This window comes from Pseudoalteromonas sp. S3785, assembly GCF_005887365.1.
GTDB lineage: Bacteria > Pseudomonadota > Gammaproteobacteria > Enterobacterales > Alteromonadaceae > Pseudoalteromonas.
The window spans coordinates 30,025-50,871 of record NZ_PNCT01000035.1; the positions used below are offsets into that span (position 1 = coordinate 30,025).

The following is a 20,847-nucleotide window of genomic DNA, read 5'->3' on the forward strand; positions in this document are numbered from 1 at the left end:
CTGTTTTTACTAATGATTTTTATAATTCATCATTTAAAAATAGTCACAAAATCATAAGCTATTGAATTTTAAATCTTTGTTATATTGGCCCATTACTTGCTCCATGAAGAGTAAATAATTAAATTAAAATTCATCAAGGACTATAACAATGAAAAAATCACTTTTAGCTGCAGCACTTATTGCCCCGTTTCTAACCGGTTGTGTTATTGCCGTATCAGATGGCGAAGCAGAAACGCACTGGGCAGGGAATGACTCATCAAGTTGGCAACAGCATCATAAAAAAAACCGCGAAGCAATTGCCGATCTAAAAATGGATAGCAGCTACCAATCTGTTTTAGCGCAATTAAAAACGCCAAGCTTCACCGAGCTGTTAAAAAAAGACGGTGATGTGTATCAGGTACTTTATTACATGACGCATAGTATTCACTCTGATGGAAAAACAACAAAAGATGAGTGCACACCGTTGGTGTTTAAAAATGATAAATTGGTGGGTATTGGTGAAAGCGCGCTGGGTATGATCACCAAATAACAACGTGCTAGTAAAATATAGTTGCCCCGCTCGGTAATAACATAATGTGTGGGGCCGATTTAAACAAGGCTTTGTGAAAACACAGCCATATTACAAGTTAAGCGCAACCACCTGATCACGACCTGCATCTTTTGCGGCATATAGCCCTAGGTCAGCTTGTTCAAGTAAAGCCTGCTCGGCACTGGCGTTGCCGTTTTCCATACTCGCAATACCTATACTGATTGTAATATGATCTGCATTTAAAGATGCTTTGTGCTCTATATTTAAACTGTTTACCGCTTTTCTTAGCTTTTGTGCAAAGGCTAATGCTTGTTGTTTATTAACATCGGGTAAGACCGCTGCAAACTCTTCCCCCCCGTAACGCGCTATAAAGTCAGTACTACGCTCACATTGCGCCGCTAAGGCTTGCGCAACCTGCTTTAAACACTCATCACCAGCACGATGTCCATAGCAGTCGTTATAGCGCTTAAAGTGATCGATATCCATTAATAAAACAGATAAGCATGAGCCATTACGTTTGCTTCTGCGCCATTCACGAGAGAGGTTTTCGTCTAAATAACGCCTGTTAGGTATTTCTGTTAAGCCATCAATGGAGGCAAGCATCTCAAGCAAATCATTTTTTTGCTTAATAAGTAATTGATTACGTACTCTCACTTTTACTATAGATGCATTAAAGGGCTTAGTGATGTAATCCATTGCACCTAACTCAAGGCCTTTGGCTTCATCGGTGTGGCTATTATTAGCCGATATAAACACGATAGGGATAGATTGCGTAATAGGGTTTTCTTTAAGCTGCACAAGCACTTCGTAACCATCAATGCCTGGCATTACCACATCTAAAATAATTAAATCGACCTGATTTAATTTAATAAAGGTGAGCGCTTTTTCGCCGCTTTCGACTAAAAATACGTCATGCTCCGTGCCCAGTGTTTTTTCAAGCACAAGCCGATTAAGAGGATCATCATCCACAATCAGTATTTTAGCTTTTTTCGGCATCCCGTCCCCCTAAGGTTTCAATAAATATAATCACTTGTTTTAGCTGTGTGATCAGCTCTTTTAAACTTTGCTGAACAGGCTCGTTAGTTGTTTTTAGGTGCGTTTCACATTGTTTTGCACACAGTGAAAGCCTAATAAACCCTAAGTTACCCGCAACCCCTTTTATGCTATGCACTAAGCGTACCACTTCATCCCGCTGGGTATTTTCCTCAATTTGCTGTAATTGGGTGTCACATAACTTTGCAAACTTCCCGACCATAGTTGCCAATAAATTTTCATCAAAATTAAACTGGGTAAGCGCAAAGTTTTGGTCGTAAAACTTAGGTTTTGTAAAGTCTACGTCTCTAATTGCATCTATCAAAACCTTGGCTACCACAGGTTTTGTTAAATGCTTATTCATTCCACTATTAAGAGAGCGCTCAACATCTGCAGGCTCACAATGTGCTGTTAAAGCAAAAATAGGCAGTTGGCGTGCGTCAAACTGTTGGCGAATTAATTGTGTTGCTTGGCAACCGTCAATATGCGGCATTTGCACATCCATCAAAATTAAATCCGGCTTTAATATTTGTAGCAGCTCTATTGCCTCGGGGGCATTGGTGACTGTAACTACATTAACTTGGGCTTGCTTTAATACACTGCTAATAATGTCTAAGTTAAGTGGGTTATCATCAACCGCCATGATAAGTAAACCCGATATATCTTTTTTTACCGCTTCATGATTACTGGCTGATGCAACGTGTTCATCCCCCGCTTTCGCGTTTAAGCTCATTAATCGTTGTGCTAACGCTGAGGCTTTAACATGCTGTGCGTTGATTTGGGTAGTACAAGGCAATGCTAATGTGTGCTCATGATTAACGACAACGACAGGGTATGCGTTGGCGCTGAGCGTTTCGTTTATAGATTCAACATTTAATAAATCGTTCAACGTACTTTCATCAATAATCAGTTGCTGGGCATCAGCAAGCTTTATTGGGTAGCGTATTGCCTCTTCTAAGTGAATAGCAGCTACTTGTGAGTAAGCATTAACAACCTCGTTTAGTTGTGCTGTCTCATCGCCCACAACAGCTAATGTATCAGGCATAAATACACTATTTTTAGCCGTATCTACTGCAAGCGATAAAGTAAAGTAAAACTCACAGCCATGGCCTTTATCACTATTAATAGCAATTTCACCGCCCATCAATGCAACGCCATGCTTTACTATAGCCAAACCAAGTCCTACTCCTTGGTGGATGCGTGTAGATGATTCATCCCCTTGAGTAAACGCATCAAACAGTCGCAGTTGGTCTGCTTTGGCAATCCCCACCCCACTGTCTATGACATGAAAAGATATACGCTGCCTATCTAAAGCATCATTTTCTTCAAGCACCAATTTTAAGGTAATACTGCCTTTATTAGTAAACTTAACGGCATTAGTGAGTAAGTTACCTAATATTTGCTGTAAACGGATCGAGTCACCAACGAGCGCGGGAGTTATGAGCGGGTCTACTTCAATATTAAAGCTTAACCCTTTATTTTCACACAGTGGCGCTGTTAAGCTCTCACAAATATCAATCAGTTCAACTAAACAAAAAGGCACCGGTTTAATTTGTGCTTGCGAACTCTCAACACGGGCAAAATCAAGCATCCGGTTTAGCATTAACAATAAGCTTTGCGCCGCGTTTTTAGCTTGCTTAGTTTGTTGCAATTGCTTATTTGTTAATCCCTGTTCCACTATCATATCTAATAGCCCTAACACAGCGTTTAGAGGCGTGCGTATCTCATGGCTTAAGTTAGCGATAAAGCGGCTTTTGGCTATTGTTGCACGCTCTGCATCATGCTTTGCTTTAGTCAGCGCACTGACATCTTGAATATGAATAACGTAATAAGAAGGGTCCCGATTTTCATCCCACACCAACGACACACTTAGCTGCAGCCAATTTGTTAGCTTTCCTTGCGAGAGCGTTAAATGGTAGACCCGCTTTTTATCATCTAATAAATGGCAAAGCGCATTTTTTATTTCTTGCCACTGCGCTTCATCGAACAACATTTTTAGTGGCTCACCAGTTAAAATATCTTGCTGTGAAAACAACTTACGAGCCGCTTTATTAACCTGCAATATGGTGTGTTCAAGCGAGAGTAGCACCACGCTGTTTGCTGCAAATTCTATCGCGCTTCTAAACTTAGATTCTGATGCTTTTAAAGCCGACAAAGTTTGTTGCTGTTCAGTAATGTCTCGCCCAATCCCCATAGTGCCCAATAAATGTTGGTGCTCGTTATAAAATGGCGCAATCGTTAATTGATAAGATTTGTCGGTGCTATCTATGCGTTGTTCAATGCTACTTTTTGTTTGCAAAACTTGCTTTTCAAGTAGGCTTAACTGTAAATCGTCACTCTCTAAATCTTCAATACGTTTACCGACTAAAATTGCTTGCTCTTTTCCTACATAGGCTTCAAAAGCTTTATTACAGCCTAAAAAAGATCCATCAATATTTTTAAAATAAATCAGATCAGGCACACTATTTAGCATGGTATTTAATAATGCCAAATGCCGCTCTTTTGCTTCATAACTGCGTTTTAACTTTTGTGATTGCAGCTGTAATTGCTCATCGAGCTCTTTATTAGCCTCTTGTAACGACTCGACTAACTGTGCATTTTTATCAAATACATATTTAACCCGTGAAAACCAAGGCTGCCAATTTAAAGGAATGGGATAATTAGAAAGGGCAGCTTTAGGGGCATCATTTTGCTCAAAATATTGCATTAAATGCGTCATTGGCCTTACAAAAATACGCTGGCTTAGCCAAAAAAACACAGCAAACATTAAGCTTAAAAATAACGTTAAAAATACAAACTCCAAAAGTACCTCATACCTAATTGGGGTGATGACGTTTATTTGCGGCTCATAAAAGGCGGCATGAATGGGCAAATTCCCCATTGCTTGCATAAAAAACTGTGCGCGTGTGTTATTGGCTAAGTGTATTTTTTCATTATCATGAGCAAGTTCAGGCCAGTAGTCTTTTAATGCTGTGGCTTCGTTTAATTGCTTTACGGAGCTGGCTATAACTTGATGCGACTGGTTCATAAATACATATTCGCCTTCGCTTGGTGCTACTTTTTTAAGCCAGTCAGACATGGCTTCTAAATCATAAATTAAAATGATGTAGCTGGACGAGTTAGGCTGCTTTTTGCGGCCAATAGCAAAGTAGGCGCTATCGCGTATTTTTACTATGGGGCTGGAGGCAAGCTGATCAGGTGAAAATGCGGGCTTAAAACTACCATTTAAAATTTTATTAAGCATGGTGCTTTGGCTTTTATTACGTCTCACAACATACGCAAACCCCGCTTCATCAACATAGGCAACGGCTGATAAGGATTGCATAAGTGATAAGGCAGTATTAAAAGTCGGGCTTAGGGTTGTAGCTTGCTGCCACTGAATCAACGCACGGTTAGAAAAAGCAAACTGCCCTTTACCCACTATTTCTCCTCGGCGTTCGCTAAAATGGCGGTAGTAGTAATTGTCGTATTGATTTATACCTTCAAGTAAGTTTCGATTAAATTGCTCAACACCCGGTTGTTGATACGATATAAAGGCATTGTCGAAAAAGTCATTTACCGAGCTCATGATATGACTAACTTGAGCTGACACTTGCTCAAAGTCGGCTTGGCGTTTTTCTATGGCGCGATCAACTTTTATATTATACAAATGCAAGCACAATAAAAATGCCACAAATAAGGGAACAAACAACGCTACAGATAAAGAGCGGTAATAGTCTTTTAGAGGTAAAAATTTCAACGTTTTGCCTAAGTTTTGGCCCGATAGTCAGCCACTAGACTATCGAGCCAAATTGTTCTGCGCAAGTTATAAATTTTCTTCTGCAAAGGAGGCCAAACGGCTGCGCACTACGCCATTTAAATTCACCGTTGCACTGCCTTCAAAGTCTTTAAAGCGTTCCACAATATAAGTAAGACCGGAGGTCACAGGGGTTAAATAATTGCTGTCTATTTGTGCTAAATTACCGCTACAGATTAGTTTAGTTCCTTCACCACAACGGGTAATAATGGTTTTAAGCTGAGATGCTGTTAAATTTTGGCTTTCATCCAAAATCACCACTGCATTTTGAATACTACGGCCACGCATAAAGTTAACCGACTTAAACTGCACATTAGCTTTTTCCATTATGTAGTTACGGCTAGAAATTGGGTTTTCATCGCCTTTGTGTAACACCTCAAGCGTATCGGTAATTGCCGCTAACCATGGCGCCATTTTCTCTTCTTCGGTTCCTGGTAAAAAACCGATAGACTCCGCTATTTCTGGGGTATTTCGCGTAACGATAACCTTGTCATAAATCCCACGTTCAATCACCATTTCAAGCGCACTGGCCAGTGCCAGTAATGTTTTACCGCACCCTGCTGGGCCGGTTAAAATAACCAGCTCAATGCTGGGGTCTAATAAGGCGTCGAGTGCCATACCTTGGTAAATATTTTTAGGTTTAACCCCCCACGCTTGCTGGTGCATTAGACGCTCAACACTAATATCTTTTAATTTAATACGTTCGTTATCGTACGATTTGACCCGCGCAGCAAAGTGCTCACTGCCATCAAGTATATACTCATTGCAAAACACATCTGGGATTAAGTTTTTAGCCACATAATGAAAGGTATCTCGGCCATGCTGCTGAGTTTCGCATTGCCCTACATGCTGCCAAAAGTCTCCTTCTATTTTTTTATAGCCACTGGTTAATAAAGCAATATCATCAATGAGCTGGTCGGTACGGTAATCTTCAACATATTTAAGGCCTGCCCCCTTGGCTTTAAGGCGCATGTTTATATCTTTTGTCACCAATACAATTTTTGAATCGCTGTGCTGCTTTTGTAAATACACGGCACAGTTAATAATGCGGTGGTCGTTTTCATCCCCCGGTAAACCAGAAATAGAATCTGCAAAAAGGTGGTCATTTACAATAATGAGCGTGCCGGTTGAATCAGCCTTGGCCTTTTTATTACTAGGCAACGCAACACCCTGCAACATTTGCTCTGGTGTGGCATTTTTTAATACCTCATCTAAACCGCGAATAGCCACTCGTGCATCGCGGCTTACGTCGTGTTTTCTATCTTTAATGTGGTCAAGCTCTTCTAAGACAGTCATGGGAATAACAACGTTATGTTCTTGGAAAGACAAATAAGCGAGGGGTTCGTGGAGTAATACATTGGTGTCTAGCACATACATTTTACTTTCAAGGTTCGAAGCTTTTTCCATAGCACTTTCCTTACGTTTTAAGATTTTTATGCTATACCAAAATAACTAAGTAAAACGGGCCTTAATTCAAACCTGCAATACTTAATTGCTAAGGCATAATCTAAGTTTAGTCTATTTGTCATAAAAGTCCGTTTTATTACAAACACAATATAGTTTTCATTTACCTAAAAAAGAGCCATTTGTTAGCACTGTTAATGGGATTAATTCGCACTTATAAAATTAATTAAAAGTGAGCCAAATAGCGCCTTGCAGTGGTGTTATGTAACAGGTAACATAGCCGCCTTTTTCTTCATAGACGAGACATACATGAATTTTTCCTTAGGTCAGCGTTGGATCAGTGATACAGAGTCAGATTTAGGATTAGGCACCGTAGTTGCCATTGAAGGCCGCCAGGTCAGCATTTTATTTCCTGCCAGTGGTGAAAACCGTGTTTATTCTACAGCAGAAGCACCGGTTACCCGTGTAGCATTTAATCCTGGTGATGTGATCAAAAGCGTTGAAGAATGGGAATTAGAAGTAGAGTCTATTGAAGTGCAAGGTGAACTACTTTGTTACGTGGGTACGCGCGTTGATACCGGCGAAGAAGCAAAGCTAAAAGAGACCTTTTTAGATCATTTTATTAAGTTTAATAAGCCACAAGATCGTTTATTTGCAGGCCAAGTAGATCGTTTTGATCGCTACACCTTACGTTACCAAACTTGGCAACACCAATTTGAACGCCAGCAATCGCCTATAAAGGGCTTAATTGGCCAGCGTGCTAACCTTATTCCGCATCAGCTTTATATTGCACAAGAAGTAGGTAAACGTTTTGCCCCACGTGTACTACTTTCAGATGAAGTAGGTCTTGGTAAAACCATTGAAGCGGGCATGATACTACACCAACAAATCATTAGCGGCAGAGCAAGCCGTGTACTTATTGTGGTGCCAGAAAACCTGCAACACCAATGGTTAGTAGAAATGCTACGCCGCTTTAATTTACGTTTTTCTATTTTTGACGAAGAGCGTTGCGATGAAGCCTTTGCAGACTCGCCAAACGTATTTGATACCGAGCAGCTAGTGCTTACCAGCCTTGAGTTTTTAACCAAGAAAAAACGCTGGTTTGAACAAGCCACATTGGCTGATTGGGATTTACTCGTTGTTGATGAAGCGCACCACTTAAGCATTAATAACGGAAAACCAAGTACTGAATATCAACGCATGGCTGAACTTAGCCAAGATATTCCGGGGCTTATTTTATTAACAGCAACGCCTGACCAACTTGGCCACCGTAGCCACTTTGCCCGCTTACAATTGCTCGACCCAGATAGATTTTACGACTACGACGTATTCAAAGAAGAAGAAGCAAACTATAAAGACGTTGCCGAAGCGGCTAATCAGCTACTGCAAGCGCAGGCCCTTAATGATGCAGCCAAAGCCACACTCATTGAGCTATTAAAAGAAACCGATATTACCGATGTGCTTGAAAAAGCGCAGCAAGGTGATTTACCGGCGCGTAAAGAAATACTTAACATGCTGCTTGACCGTCACGGCACAGGTCGTATTTTATTTAGAAACAGCCGCAGCGGAATTGATGGCTACCCTAGCCGTAAATTACATGCTTACCCTATGGCACTGCCAAAGCAGTACAGAACAGCTATGTCGGTTCTTGGCAGCATGAGCGGTATACAAAGTGCAGAGCTAAGTGCACAGCGTGCTTTATTCCCTGAAAAAATCTTTCAAGAGTTTGAAGGTGAAAGTGCAAGCTGGGGTGCATTTGATCCACGTGTAGATTGGTTAATCGACACACTTAAGACTCTAAAGCACGAAAAAGTACTGCTTATTTGTGCCAAAGCCGAAACCGCTATCAGCCTTGAGCAAATTTTGCGTGAGCGTGAAGCAATAAAAGCATCTGTGTTCCATGAGGGTATGTCGATTATAGAGCGCGACCGCGCGGCAGCCTTTTTTGCTGATGAATACGACAACGCACAAATACTGCTGTGTTCAGAGATTGGTTCAGAAGGTCGTAACTTTCAGTTTTCGCATCATTTAGTGTTATTTGATTTACCACTTAACCCTGACTTACTTGAACAACGTATCGGTCGATTAGACCGTATTGGGCAAACAAAGGATGTTAATATTCATGTGCCGTATTTTGAAAATACAGCGCAAGAAGTATTACTGCGTTGGTACAACGAAGGCCTTGATGCATTTGAAAGCACATCAACCACTGGCCAGTTATTGTATAAAGAATTTAGCGAAGACTTACTTGAGTACATTGCTGCACATAATTGTGATGAAGAAGAGCTCGACCCACTACTTGAGCAAGTAGCCAAGCAAAATGCCGTGTTGCGCAAGCAAATGGAAAGTGGCCGTGACCGCCTATTAGAGCTACATTCATCTGGTCAAGGTGCTGCTGATTCATTGGTAGAAGAAATTGAAGCACTTGATAACCAATTTGAGTTACCAAGTTACATGATCAACGTATTCGACACATTTGGCGTAAGCCAAGAAGACAAAGGCGAAAACACCATTATTTTAAAGCCAACAGAGCATATGCTAAGTGCATCGTTCCCAAGCTTAAAAGATGATGGCATGACGGTGACATTTGACCGCGACACCGCCCTTTCGCAAGAAGATGTGCACTTTATTAGCTGGGATCACCCTATGGTGCAGGGCACCATGGATATGATTTGTGATGATGACTTTGGTAGCGCATCGGTTGCACTGCTTAAAAATAAAAAATTACCACCAGGTACCTTTTTTGTTGAGCTAATATTTGTAGCCGAAGCAATGGCACCAAAAGCCCTGCAAGTAGGTCGCTTTTTACCGCCAACGCCTATTCGCATATTGCTTGATAAAGCCAGTAATAACCTTGGCGAAAATGTGGCATTTGATAGCTTTAACCAACAGCTTTCAGCCGTAGGGCGCCAAACGGCCAGTAAATTAGCGGGTGCTTTACAAGGTGCCGTTCACCCAATGATCAACACCGCAAAAGACATGGCTCAACAACAGCTAGAAGTTATACGCAGTGCATCACTTGAAAAAATGCAAAGCACCTTAGGTGAAGAGCAAGCTCGCCTTGAAGCGCTTAAACAAATTAACCCTAATATTCGTCAAGAAGAAATTACCTTCTTCGATAAGCAGCGCAGCGAACTGACAACGCATATCGAAAAAGCCCAATTAAAACTTGATGCGATACGCTTAATTGTAGTTTCGCACTAAGGGTTTTTGAGCTTTCAGTTTATAGCTGTTAGTCGTTAGTTAGATCAGGCGTAGCTAAACTACAATTTTAAAAGCACGGTTTACAGGCCGTGCTTTTTACATTCACCTCTACAACCACTCCTCAGTATCTTGGCCACCTAATATAGCCATTATTTCAACATCAGTTTGTGTAATTCTGTAATAAATGCTGTCTGAGCCACAAACGGCACGTCGATAGCCTGTGCGTATATGGTCAACTGATTGGTAGGAATAAAGATTTGCTGCTAGTTTTTCAAACATATAGAAGAAACTATAAAAGTAATTATCCGCTCGCTGTTATGAAAACACGTAACAGTCATATTGATAAATCTGACGTAAGTCCTCTTTGGCATCATTTGAAAGTTTAAATGTGCGCACTACTTAATGACTGATTTAAATTCAGCTAACATTTGATCAGCAGATTGAGCGCTAAAACCGCTTTTTTTCTGAGTGAGCAAGTTTACCATTTATTGCTTCAGCTCTTCTTACACGGCGAATTAAATCGTTCACCAATTCACTTTTATTTGCGTAATCCCCCACGCTTTCAACGTGATTACGAAGCCATAAATCATTCTGTTCAGTTAGTGAAATACTTTACCTGCCATAATATGTTCCCATAACTTTAGGTTGGTGTAATTTCACACCAGATTAAAAAGCATGCAATTAAACTTTTATCTTTTTCTTGAGGCTTTGCTCTCGCTCCCCTAAAATAGCGCCCTGCAAAATTACTGAGGTCGGCCGTGTTAGTTAATTACAATCCCCCAATGAGTCCGTATTTAACAATACTGCACCAAGATGACGACTTGCTCATCGTTAATAAACCCAGCGAACTTTTAACCGTCCCAGGTAAAGATCCAAAACATGCCGATAGCTTAATTAGCCGCGTTAACCGTGTTTTTCCTACAGCTAAAATAGTGCACCGCCTAGATATGGCAACCTCAGGCATACTTTGCCTTGCTATGAACAAGGCTTCGCATCGGCATTTAAGTATGCAATTTCAAGAGCGTGAAACGGCAAAACGCTATATTGCACGTGTTTACGGCCAACTTGAGCAAGATACTGGGTCGGTTGATTTACCCCTTATATGTGATTGGCCTAATCGCCCTAAGCAAATGGTTGATCATGAAAACGGTAAGCCCTCGCTCACTCACTTTAAAATACTGGCAAAAGAAGCGCACGCAACACGTGTAGAGCTCACGCCAATTACAGGGCGCTCACACCAATTACGCGTGCACATGCTAAGCCTTGGCCACCCAATACTGGGTGATAGACTTTATGCCCATAAAGATGCCCTAGCCGCGGCGCCACGTTTACAACTACATGCGCAAATGTTGCAGCTAAAACATCCCGTGACCGAGCAAGTAATGACCTTTGAGGTAGAGCCCGATTTTTAATAGGTAAAGCTCACAAAGTTAGTACTAAACTTTTACCTTAGCGCGCCGATACTTAGTTATTACTTATGTTTTGGGCTTACTATGATATTTGCGCGGCTAATCAAAAAAACACTACAAAGTGTATGTTGTTGCTCGGCGTTATGCTTAAGCGCCTATGCCAGTGCTGCAGAGCATATAGCACCGCCTGCTTTATCAAGTATCGAAAATAGCGATATAAAACGCCTACTACCCAATGATGAAATTAAACCCATACTTGCTGGTGATACAGAGTTTTTAAGCTTGTATAGCGAATACATGAGCCGCGAGTTTAGAGGCATTGTATTACTCATTCCTGATTGGAACTCGACCCCCACCAGCAATGCTGGCATGAGTTACCTGCGAAAAGCGCTTACTAATTTAGGTTACACAACCTACGCCATGACAGTACCTGATATAGATTGGCAAGCAAGTAACATGGCTGTGCCTGCACAAGCAGCGGCCCAATCAACTAAGCCCGCGCAAAATGAAGCCCCTACAGAAACGGCGCAAAATAACAGCGACGATGCAGCCACAGCAGCCCAAGAGCCACATTTTGTTAATGCCATTGATTTGGTGAGTGATGAGGTACTAAGTAACTACAAAACGAATTTAATAATGCGTTATGAGGCGCTCTATCAAAACGCGATGAGCGAGCCAAATAATATTGTCGTTATAGCACAAGGTACCAGTGCGGGAGTATTGCTAGAATACTATGCAAACTTTCCTGACTCGCGAATAGATGCCTTTATAAGTTTAAGTAGTTATTTACCCAATACACAGCGCAATAAAGGTTTAGCGCAAACGTCATCCCTAGTAACCCCTGCCTTGCTTGATATTTACTATGCAAATGACAATACAGATATACTTATGAGCCTTAAAAACCGTCAGCGCTGGGTAAATCGAAATGCTAAATTTGATTACCGCCAGCGCCAACTTTTTGGCCTGCGTGATGCGCCAGAGCAGCATGCCCGCTTAAGCAAAATAATAGACGGTTTTTTACGCCGCCTTTTTTAAATACTCGTAAGCCGCTTGAATATCTTGGCTTTTTTTAACGGCTACTTCCATCATGTGCTTAGGCAGCCCTTGAGAAACTAATTTATCAGGATGATGCTGCGCCATTAATTTACGATACGCGACTTTAATATCTCGTTGCGTTGCGTCGCTACTTAACCCTAATAAAGCCAAGGCCTGGGAGCGGTTCATGCTGTTATTAGGGGGCACATGATGGCCAGCCCCTTCACGGTAACCGCTACTTTGACCTTGCTGCTGTTGCCTATACTGTTGTTGTTGCTGTCTAAAACTAAATTCAGCTTGGTAGCGCTTAAGAATAAAAGCAAAATGGGTTTTAGAAATACCTAATTGTTTACTTACCTCTTGTAACAGCTGTTTTTCTTGCTCTGCGAGCACACCATCTGAAAACGCCATTTGAATTTGAATTTCTAAGAACAGTTGCAGTAAGTCGTAACGTTTTGCAAAGCGTTCTTTAAAGTCATGTACCGTTTCTTTAATCGAAAAGTCGCTGTCTTTACCTGATTGAAATGCATGCTGAGCTTCGCGACGTTCGTCGCCTTTTAGCCCCATTTCATCCATAAACATACTTGCCGCTTTTATGTGCACTTCGCTTACGCGACCGTTCGACTTTGCTATATGCCCCATAACTGCAAAACAGCTCGAAAAAAACAACGCCTGACGCTCATTCACATCATCACCCTTAAACAAACCTGAAAAGCCCCCGGCTTTATCAAAATCGTTTTTTAAGCTTTTATCAAATAAATGGCCGAGGTATAAACCTAAAATGGCGCCAAAAATCTTGCCAAACATAAAGCCAAAACAAAAACCGAGTATTTTTCCCCACATCTAATTAACTGCCTCTATTAAAGTGTGTTTTGTATGCGCTCGTTGAGCTGCGCGAGTCGCTGTGGTGTGCCGATATCGTCCCATTGACCTATATAAAGCTCAGTTGAGATAACATGTTGAGCGAGTTTTTCCCGCAATATTGGTCCAAGTGGGCGCACACCTGGCGCTAGCCCTTTGAAAAAATCTGCCTGGTAACGGCTGATTCCCGAAAATGTATACTTTTGACTTTCAGCCGATAAGTGGCTTAGCGCAAAATCCCCTTTTTCGTTATGAGGTGGGTTTTCGACTAACACGATGTGGGCCTCGCCGTCTTGCAGGTGCAATTTTGCAAGCGCACTCACATCGTAATCTGTGTATACATCACCATTAATTACAATAAATTGCTCGCCAAGTAGTGGCAGGGCCTGAATAATCCCTCCTGCGGTTTCAAGTCCGCCCTCAGTCTCTTGGCTATATTCAATACTTACACCAAACTCAGCGCCATTTCTAAAGTAGCTTTTTATTTTATCCCCTTGCCAAGCTAGGTTTATAACAATATCTGTAATGCCAGCAGCTTTAAGGTTATTAATATGGTGCTCAATCAGCGGTTTACCCGCCACTTTTAGCATAGGTTTAGGCATAGCTTGAGTAAGCGGCATCATTCGCTTGCCGCGCCCGGCAGCTAAAATCATGGCTTTCATGTACGTTCCTTTGCAAGTTTTAATATCACATTTGGTATTACAGTGCTACTTACCCATTCACTTAATGCTGCAAGCTCAGGGTAGCACTTGGCAATATCAACAATGTAATCCAACGTCGGTAAAATATTATCAAGGTAACCGGTTTTTCCATCGCGTAAATAGAGGCGGCAAAATATTCCCGCAGCCTTTAAATGACGCTGAATACCCGTTAAATCAAACCACTGTTTAAACTGCTCAAAAGAAGTATCTGTTATTAATTTTTGCGCTGTAAATTCTTCATACCCGTACTCAAGCAGCTGATTAAGCTGTGCTTGTGGCAACTTAAAGTAGCAATCGCGTAGCAGCGACACTAAGTCATAACACAACGGGCCGCGCACGGCATCTTGGTAATCTATAATTGCCCACTGCTCATTGCTATACATAATATTACGGCTATGGTAATCGCGATGAACCGTGACCGTAGGCTGCGCTAGCATAGCGTTCGTTAATAGCTCACAGCTTTGCTGCCAAATTGCTTGCTGCTCTGCACTGAGTGTTAAGCCTATAAAATCTGTCACCAGCCATTGGCTAAAAATATTCAGCTCAAGATGAATAAATTCTTTATTATAATTTTGCATAGCTGCTGATTCAGGCGTTTTGGCCCAGCTTGCCGCTAAACAAATTAATTGCTTGTAATATTCATCTCTATTTGGCTCATCGAGCTTATCGGCTAAGTGTGTATTTCCTAAGTCACTTAACACAAAAAAGCCTTGCTCTTCATCGCTTGCAATTATTTCAGGCAATAAAAAGCCGTTGTCGGTGAATACTTTATTTAAAGTGATATACGGCGCGTTATTTACTTTTTGTGGGTCGGAGTCCATCACAATAAACGCTTTTCCAGCACAGCTTAAACGATAATAACGGCGAAAGCTGGCATCCCCAGTAATGGCTACTAAGGAGTGTGGTTTAGCATCAAAGTGCGTATTTATAAATAGTTGTAAATTATCAAAGCGTGTCATTATATAAGATGTCTATTTTTATAGGTCAATTACTGTATTTGCCATTGTTTTCCTTTATTATGTCTAGCTTATAATAAACCAAAGAGCATTAAGGTCGATAAATGAGCAAAACCTGGGGCATATTGATGCTAGGCGTAATTAGCGCACCATCGCTTGCCGAAACTGAACTGGCACACAACTTATGTGGCATTTCAATGCAAACCAGAGCTTGGCAACCTCTACCAAACTTAGCGGTAGGATCGGTTGATATACAAGCTGACGATGTAGAGCTCCTAGGCACTCAAAGCGCTGAATTTACCGGCAATGTTGATATTAACACCCTTGATATGAGTTTGTCCGCACAAACTGCGCTTATAGATAAACAGCGCGGTTTACTCAATGCAACAGGCCCAATTACATACCAAGACCGCGTAAGCCAAGTAAACAGCTCAGGTTTAAATGCCGATTTAAATAATTCTCAAATAAGTCTACTCGGTGCCGATTACAGTTTAACCGCGCAACAAGGCAAAGGTGGCGCTGAAAAACTCACTGTTAATGAGTCTGGCTTATTGTTAATGAATGCAAGCTTTACTACCTGCCCTAGTGATAAACCGGTTTGGGAAATAGAAGCCGATGAAATTAACCTCTCTCGCGAAGAAGGCTGGGGCGAAACCTATAACGCCGTGTTACGTATCCTTGATACCCCTGTTTTATATTTGCCTTATTTCACATTTCCGCTGGATGAGCGACGCAAGTCGGGCTTATTAACACCGAGTATTTCAAGCTCCGACCGTTATGGCCTTGAAACTGTTACCCCCTATTATTGGAACATTGCGCCTAATTTTGACGCCACCATTACGCCACGTTATATGTCGCGCAAAGGCTTACAGTTGCAAACTGAGTTTAGATACCTGAGCGAGCAGCATGAAGGGTTAGTCGGTATTGAATATTTAGATAGTGATGATTCGGAGCCAAGCCTTGATGAGCGTTACATGTTTCATTGGCAACAACAAAGCTACTTAAGTGAAGACTGGCGAGCCAATGTGGACGTCACCAACGTCAGTGATGATAACTACATCACCGATTTAAGCTCTAACTACGCCAATAAAACCGATACTCAACTTTATCGTACCGGGTCGGTGACTCACCTTGGTGACACATGGCGTACCGATATTAAGTTTCAAAACTTCGAAGTACTAGGTGATCACTTAGAGTCGTATGCCGCAGTTCCACAAATTAGCTTTACGCAGACCGCACCTTGGCGCTTTGATCACTTTGACTTTAGTTTGTCTGGTGAAGTAAGCCACTTTACTAACGACTCTTCAGAAATTGCCATAGACAGTGCTACCCGCGTACATGTAGAGCCAAAAGCGCGATTTAATTACGCAACGCATGCGTGGTCGTTTCTCTCAGAAGTGAGTTTATTACAAACAAACTACAAACAAAGCGGTGATTTAACGGGTACGCAATACAGTGATAGCGTTTCGCGTACTTTACCAAAAGTACGCTTGTATTCGCAGCTTAACTTTGAACGCGACACCTCATATTTTTTTGAAGATGGCATTCAAACCCTTGAGCCACAAATACAATATTTATACACACCGAATAAGGACCAATCAGAAATTGGTCTGTTTGATACGACTCGCTTACAAGATGACTTTTTTGGCCTATTTAGGGATACACGTTTTTCAGGCGTGGACCGTATAGCTGCAGCTAACCAATTTACGCTAGGTGCAACAACCCGATTATTTGATAGCAAACAAGAAGAAGTATTTAACTTTAGCGCGGGTCAAATCTTTTACCTAAATGATTCGGCTAAACCTACTGAGCAAGGTTTAGACTCGCAAACCAACTACAACGCGCTGTTTGCCGCACAAACAATGTTACATTGGCATCGCCGTTGGTATTTATCTGCGGGTATGCAATACGACACGGATGGCAAGCAAATGATTCAGTCAAATGTCACTCTTGATTACAAAGGTGACAATAATGAGCTAGTTCAGTTGAACCATCGCTATGCAAATGATGTCTCAGGAAATACAATCGAGCAAACGGGTGTATTTACAAGTATCCCAATTAGTGAACAGTGGCAATTTATTGCAAGCTATCATCGGGACCTTGAAAATAACCGAAGCATCGAATTTTTAAGCGGATTACAGTATGAGTCGTGCTGTTGGGCAATCCAAATTACTGGCCACCGTCAGATTGAAACCGATTTAAATCAATCTATTGGGCAGCAACAAGCCACTTTTGATTCAGGTATTAGTCTAAACTTTGTATTAAAAGGGCTGGGCAGTAAGAGCCGTTACGATGCACAAAAATTATTGCAACAAGGTATTTTTGGCTACCGTAGACCGTATTTTCTTAATAATTAAGGCAAACGAGCAATTAAGGTGATACTTTAAAGCCCTAAAATGCAGTACGCCCTGTTTTAAAGCAGTACTATTAGAAGAGTAGTAAAAAGAATATGAATTTAAAAAAACTATTATCAACAGCTATTTTAAGCTTAAGCTTATGCCATGGCGCATTTGCCGCCCCACAGGAAATCGACAGAGTAATTGGCGTTGTAAACCAAGGCGTTATTTTAAAAAGTGAAGTAGACACCATAATCAACCGTGTTAAAAAGCAAGCCGCAGAACAAGGCCAGCAGCTTCCTAAAGACGAAACGCTTCGAATACAAGCAGTAGAACGTTTAGTTAACCAAACGCTTATGATGCAAATGGCTGAGCGTATGGGCCTTGAAATTTCAGACAGCCAGTTAGACCAAACTTTAGCTAATATGGCAAAAGATCAAGGCGGCACGATTGCCGATCTTCGTCGTACAATTGAAGCCGCAGGCGAAAGTTTTCAGGCTTACCGAGAAGAAATTCGTAAAGAGATCACCACACAGCAAGTGACTCGCGCCAATGTAGACCGCCGTATCTATATTAGCCAACAAGAAGTAGATAACCTGTTAAAAATAATGGAAAGCCAAGGTCAAAATGCTGAAGAGTACGATATTGGTCATATCCTTATTGATATTCCCAACGATGCAACGCCCGATGAAATTACCAGCGCAAAAACCCGTGCAGACAAAGTTATTGAGCTATTAAACGATGGTCAAGAGTTTAAACGCATTGCGATTTCCTCATCTGGCGGTTCAAAAGCACTCGAAGGCGGACAACTAGGGTACATGGGTATCAACGAAATGCCTTCATTATTTGCTGAGGCTGTAAAAGGCCAAAAGAAAGGCGCGATTGTTGGCCCTCTTCGCTCTGGTGCTGGCTTTCACATAATTAAAGTGCAAGATGTACGTGGTCGCCAATTAGTAGAAACCACTGAAGTTCGCTCTCGTCATATTCTTATCAAACCTTCAATTATTTTAAGTGAAGAAAAAGCGCGCAGCATGCTTGCAGGGTTTGCCAAAGATTTACGCGCAGGAAAAGCTGACTTTGCAGAACTTGCCAAAGAATACTCAGAAGATCCAGGCTCTGCCCTTAAAGGCGGTGAGTATGATTGGACTGACCCTACAACGTATGTACCCGCGTTTAAAGATACTTTGTTATCACTTGATAAAAATCAAATTAGTGAACCATTTAGAACACAATTTGGTTGGCACATAGTACAACTTTTAGATAAACGTGTAGCAGATAAAACTGAGCTAGCTAAACGTAACCGTGCGCACGGCATGTTGTTTAATCGTAAATTTAAAGAAGAAAGTTTTAACTGGCAGCAAGAAATGCGCGAACAAGCCCATGTTGAAATTTTCCCTATAGACGAGTAATTATGACATTACGAATTGCAATTACCCCGGGGGAACCTGCGGGGATTGGCCCTGATTTATTGCTGCGATTAGCGCAGCAACCATGGCAAGCTCAACTGGTCGCTATCGCCGACAAACAGTTATTAAAAGAACGCGCTCAACACTTAGGCCTTAATATTGAACTAATTGATTTTGATGAAAATGCCCCTGCAGCCATTGCGCCTGCAGGTAGCATTTATATTCACCAAGTTGATTTAGGCACTGAGGTTAAGCTAGGTGAACTAGACGACTTAAACGGCCAATACGTACTTGATACCTTACGTATTGCTAGCGAAAAAAACATGGACGGTACCTTTGATGCTGTTGTCACCGGCCCTGTTCACAAAGGGATTATTAATAAAGCCGGTATTTCGTTTAGTGGTCACACTGAGTACTTTGCTCAGCAATCTGGCACCTCAGATGTTGTCATGATGCTAGCGACCGAAGGTTTACGTGTTGCCCTTGTAACAACACATATACCGCTGGCTTATGTATCGCGTGCGATTACCCAAGAGCGCCTAACCAAAGTGATTAGTATTTTAAATCATGACTTACAAACGAAATTTGGTATTGAACAACCAAAAATTTTGGTCTGTGGATTAAACCCCCATGCTGGCGAAGACGGTCATTTAGGTACAGAAGAAATAGAAACGATTTCACCTACGCTTGCGCTTTTAAACAGCCAAGGTATGAACTTAATTGGACCGCTTCCTGCCGATACCCTATTTCAAGATAAATACCTTTCTCAAGCCGATGCCGTGCTTGCTATGTATCACGATCAGGGTTTACCTGTGCTAAAATACAAGGGATTTGGTAACTCGGTAAATATAACCTTAGGTTTACCATTTATCCGCACTTCGGTTGATCACGGTACTGCGCTTGATTTAGCAGGCACTGGTGACGCTGAGGTTGGCAGTTTTGAATTAGCGATCCGCGAAGCAATTAAGCTCGCCCATGAAAAAGCACAAAATCAATGACCGATAAAGTACATTTAGGACACCGCGCCCGTAAACGTTTTGGGCAAAACTTTTTATTTGATGAATCTATCATTGATAAAATAGTCACTGCAATCGATCCTAAGCCACAAGACAACCTAGTAGAGATTGGCCCAGGTTTAGGCGCAATTACAGAGCCTGTTGCCGATTTAAGCGGCCAACTTACCGTTGTAGAGCTAGATAAAGACTTAGCCCAGCGCTTAATTGAGCACCCATTTTTAGGGCCTAAATTAAACGTAAACCAAGGCGATGCAATGAAGTTTGACTTTGCAAGCCTTGTACGCGATGACAAAAAATTAAAAGTGTTTGGTAACCTGCCTTACAATATTTCTACGCCATTACTGTTTCATCTTTTTGAGTTTGCTGATCATATTGAGCACATGCACTTTATGCTGCAAAAAGAAGTTGTAAAACGTATGGTTGCAGGTCCAGGCAGCAAAACATTTGGCCGCTTAAGTGTGATGACGCAATATTACTGCCACGCAATGCCTGTGGTTGAAGTTCCGCCAGAATGTTTTAAACCAGCTCCTAAAGTAGACTCAGCAGTTATTCGTCTTATTCCCAAAAAAGCCGAACAACGAACCGCTAAAAGCGTGAAAATTTTAAACACCGTGTGTTTAGAAGCGTTTAATCAGCGCCGTAAAACACTGCGTAACAGCTTAGGCAATTTACTCACCGCTGATGAGCTTACTAGCATTGGTATAGATATTACCTTGCGCGCTGAAAGCCTAACATTACAACAATTTATTGATATAGCTAATTGGATTTATGACAACAAGCAGTAATATTGGCTCTCCTGTAAAGGTCTCTGTAGAGACTTTTTATGTTGAAGGGCAATCTCAGCCTGAGCTAGATAAATATGTTTTTGCCTACTCAGTGACAATTAAAAACCACAGCCTTTGCAGTGCAACGCTTTTAAGCCGCTATTGGTTAATTACCGATGCCAACGGCAAAGAAGTTGAAGTGGAGGGCGAAGGCGTTGTGGGCGAAACCCCTGTGATAGGTCCTGGCGAAACCTATAAATACACCAGTGGCGCAATATTAGACACCCCCGTAGGTACAATGCAGGGGCACTACACATTGCGCAATGAGTTTGGCTCTGAGTTTGAGGCACCTATAAACGTATTCCGTTTAGCGTGTCCTAATATTTTACATTAGTAAA

Annotated in this window: 15 protein-coding genes; 9 read left to right on the forward strand and 6 right to left on the reverse strand. The window is 41.6% G+C overall.

All coding sequences use genetic code 11. From position 1 onward, the window contains the following. Positions 1-148 precede the first annotated feature (148 nt). Positions 149-529 carry a DUF3192 domain-containing protein gene (locus tag CWC17_RS09975; RefSeq protein ID WP_055016418.1) on the forward strand — a complete coding sequence of 127 codons (381 nt, stop codon included), beginning with the start codon at positions 149-151 and terminating at the stop codon, positions 527-529. A gap of 90 nt (positions 530-619) precedes the next feature. Here the strand turns inward: CWC17_RS09975 and CWC17_RS09980 are convergent, their stop codons facing one another. The 3 genes from CWC17_RS09980 to CWC17_RS09990 all read right to left on the reverse strand — a co-directional run bounded on the left by CWC17_RS09980 (position 620) and on the right by CWC17_RS09990 (position 6,764). Beyond that, positions 620-1,525 carry a diguanylate cyclase gene (locus CWC17_RS09980; protein WP_138612751.1) on the reverse strand — a complete coding sequence of 302 codons (906 nt, stop codon included), beginning with the start codon at positions 1,523-1,525 and terminating at the stop codon, positions 620-622. Further along, the gene (locus CWC17_RS09985) at positions 1,509-5,300 is read right to left on the reverse strand and encodes a PAS domain-containing hybrid sensor histidine kinase/response regulator (RefSeq protein WP_138612752.1); all 3,792 of its coding nucleotides are present in this window, start codon (positions 5,298-5,300) and stop codon (positions 1,509-1,511) included. Before CWC17_RS09985 ends, CWC17_RS09980 begins: the two co-directional genes overlap by 17 nt. Before the next feature lie 66 nt (positions 5,301-5,366). Further along, the gene (locus CWC17_RS09990) at positions 5,367-6,764 is read right to left on the reverse strand and encodes a PhoH family protein (protein WP_138612753.1); all 1,398 of its coding nucleotides are present in this window, start codon (positions 6,762-6,764) and stop codon (positions 5,367-5,369) included. A 306-nt stretch (positions 6,765-7,070) separates the two neighbouring features. Between CWC17_RS09990 and rapA the strand changes: the two genes are divergently transcribed. The 3 genes from rapA (at position 7,071) to CWC17_RS10015 (ending at position 12,409) form a co-directional block, all read left to right on the forward strand. Then, positions 7,071-9,965 carry an RNA polymerase-associated protein RapA gene (rapA, locus tag CWC17_RS09995; RefSeq protein WP_138612754.1) on the forward strand — a complete coding sequence of 965 codons (2,895 nt, stop codon included), beginning with the start codon at positions 7,071-7,073 and terminating at the stop codon, positions 9,963-9,965. A 758-nt stretch (positions 9,966-10,723) separates the two neighbouring features. After that, positions 10,724-11,377, forward strand: a complete 654-nt coding sequence (gene rluA, locus CWC17_RS10010; protein WP_138612755.1) for a bifunctional tRNA pseudouridine(32) synthase/23S rRNA pseudouridine(746) synthase RluA — start codon at positions 10,724-10,726, stop codon at positions 11,375-11,377. A gap of 81 nt (positions 11,378-11,458) precedes the next feature. Then, positions 11,459-12,409 (forward strand): DUF3530 family protein, encoded by a 951-nt coding sequence (locus CWC17_RS10015; protein WP_249935915.1) that lies wholly within the window; start codon positions 11,459-11,461, stop codon positions 12,407-12,409. Here the strand turns inward: CWC17_RS10015 and djlA are convergent. The 3 genes from djlA to CWC17_RS10030 are packed head-to-tail and all read right to left on the reverse strand — an operon-like array spanning position 12,392 to position 14,930. After that, on the reverse strand, positions 12,392-13,252 hold the full coding sequence (gene djlA, locus CWC17_RS10020) for a co-chaperone DjlA (protein WP_138612756.1): 861 nt from the start codon (positions 13,250-13,252) through the stop codon (positions 12,392-12,394). The two genes, CWC17_RS10015 and djlA, sit on opposite strands and share 18 nt — an antisense overlap. A gap of 17 nt (positions 13,253-13,269) precedes the next feature. Next, a complete protein-coding gene (murU, locus tag CWC17_RS10025; protein WP_138612757.1) occupies positions 13,270-13,932 on the reverse strand; it encodes an N-acetylmuramate alpha-1-phosphate uridylyltransferase MurU in 663 nt (220 codons plus the stop codon). Then, positions 13,929-14,930, reverse strand: a complete 1,002-nt coding sequence (locus CWC17_RS10030) for an aminoglycoside phosphotransferase family protein (RefSeq protein WP_138612758.1) — start codon at positions 14,928-14,930, stop codon at positions 13,929-13,931. Before CWC17_RS10030 ends, murU begins: the two co-directional genes overlap by 4 nt. A gap of 101 nt (positions 14,931-15,031) precedes the next feature. Between CWC17_RS10030 and lptD the strand changes: the two genes are divergently transcribed. From lptD to apaG, 5 genes are all read left to right on the forward strand, one after another. Beyond that, the gene (gene lptD / locus CWC17_RS10035) at positions 15,032-17,284 is read left to right on the forward strand and encodes an LPS assembly protein LptD (RefSeq protein WP_138612759.1); all 2,253 of its coding nucleotides are present in this window, start codon (positions 15,032-15,034) and stop codon (positions 17,282-17,284) included. 92 nt (positions 17,285-17,376) lie between these two features. After that, complete coding sequence (gene surA, locus CWC17_RS10040; protein WP_055016406.1) at positions 17,377-18,672, forward strand: peptidylprolyl isomerase SurA; 1,296 nt, start codon at positions 17,377-17,379, stop codon at positions 18,670-18,672. Between the two features lie 2 nt (positions 18,673-18,674). Beyond that, on the forward strand, positions 18,675-19,667 hold the full coding sequence (gene pdxA / locus CWC17_RS10045) for a 4-hydroxythreonine-4-phosphate dehydrogenase PdxA (protein ID WP_138612760.1): 993 nt from the start codon (positions 18,675-18,677) through the stop codon (positions 19,665-19,667). Continuing rightward, positions 19,664-20,470: a 16S rRNA (adenine(1518)-N(6)/adenine(1519)-N(6))-dimethyltransferase RsmA gene (rsmA, locus tag CWC17_RS10050; protein ID WP_004585856.1), complete on the forward strand. Its 807-nt coding sequence runs from the start codon at positions 19,664-19,666 to the stop codon at positions 20,468-20,470. Before pdxA ends, rsmA begins: the two co-directional genes overlap by 4 nt. Next, positions 20,454-20,843 (forward strand): Co2+/Mg2+ efflux facilitator ApaG/CorD, encoded by a 390-nt coding sequence (gene apaG, locus CWC17_RS10055; RefSeq protein ID WP_055016404.1) that lies wholly within the window; start codon positions 20,454-20,456, stop codon positions 20,841-20,843. The genes rsmA and apaG overlap by 17 nt, the downstream gene beginning before the upstream one ends. The last annotated feature ends 4 nt before the right edge of the window (positions 20,844-20,847 follow it).

Coding starts and splice junctions, on each gene's coding strand:
- apaG (WP_055016404.1), top strand. CDS start 20,454: ATGACAACAAGCAGTAATATTGGCTCTCCTGTAAAGGTCTCTGTAGAG.
- rapA (WP_138612754.1), top strand. CDS start 7,071: ATGAATTTTTCCTTAGGTCAGCGTTGGATCAGTGATACAGAGTCAGAT.
- murU (WP_138612757.1), bottom strand. CDS start 13,932: ATGAAAGCCATGATTTTAGCTGCCGGGCGCGGCAAGCGAATGATGCCG.
- CWC17_RS09975 (WP_055016418.1), top strand. CDS start 149: ATGAAAAAATCACTTTTAGCTGCAGCACTTATTGCCCCGTTTCTAACC.
- lptD (WP_138612759.1), top strand. CDS start 15,032: ATGAGCAAAACCTGGGGCATATTGATGCTAGGCGTAATTAGCGCACCA.
- CWC17_RS10030 (WP_138612758.1), bottom strand. CDS start 14,930: ATGACACGCTTTGATAATTTACAACTATTTATAAATACGCACTTTGAT.
- pdxA (WP_138612760.1), top strand. CDS start 18,675: ATGACATTACGAATTGCAATTACCCCGGGGGAACCTGCGGGGATTGGC.
- djlA (WP_138612756.1), bottom strand. CDS start 13,252: ATGTGGGGAAAAATACTCGGTTTTTGTTTTGGCTTTATGTTTGGCAAG.
- rsmA (WP_004585856.1), top strand. CDS start 19,664: ATGACCGATAAAGTACATTTAGGACACCGCGCCCGTAAACGTTTTGGG.
- surA (WP_055016406.1), top strand. CDS start 17,377: ATGAATTTAAAAAAACTATTATCAACAGCTATTTTAAGCTTAAGCTTA.
- CWC17_RS10015 (WP_249935915.1), top strand. CDS start 11,459: ATGATATTTGCGCGGCTAATCAAAAAAACACTACAAAGTGTATGTTGT.
- CWC17_RS09980 (WP_138612751.1), bottom strand. CDS start 1,525: ATGCCGAAAAAAGCTAAAATACTGATTGTGGATGATGATCCTCTTAAT.
- CWC17_RS09990 (WP_138612753.1), bottom strand. CDS start 6,764: ATGGAAAAAGCTTCGAACCTTGAAAGTAAAATGTATGTGCTAGACACC.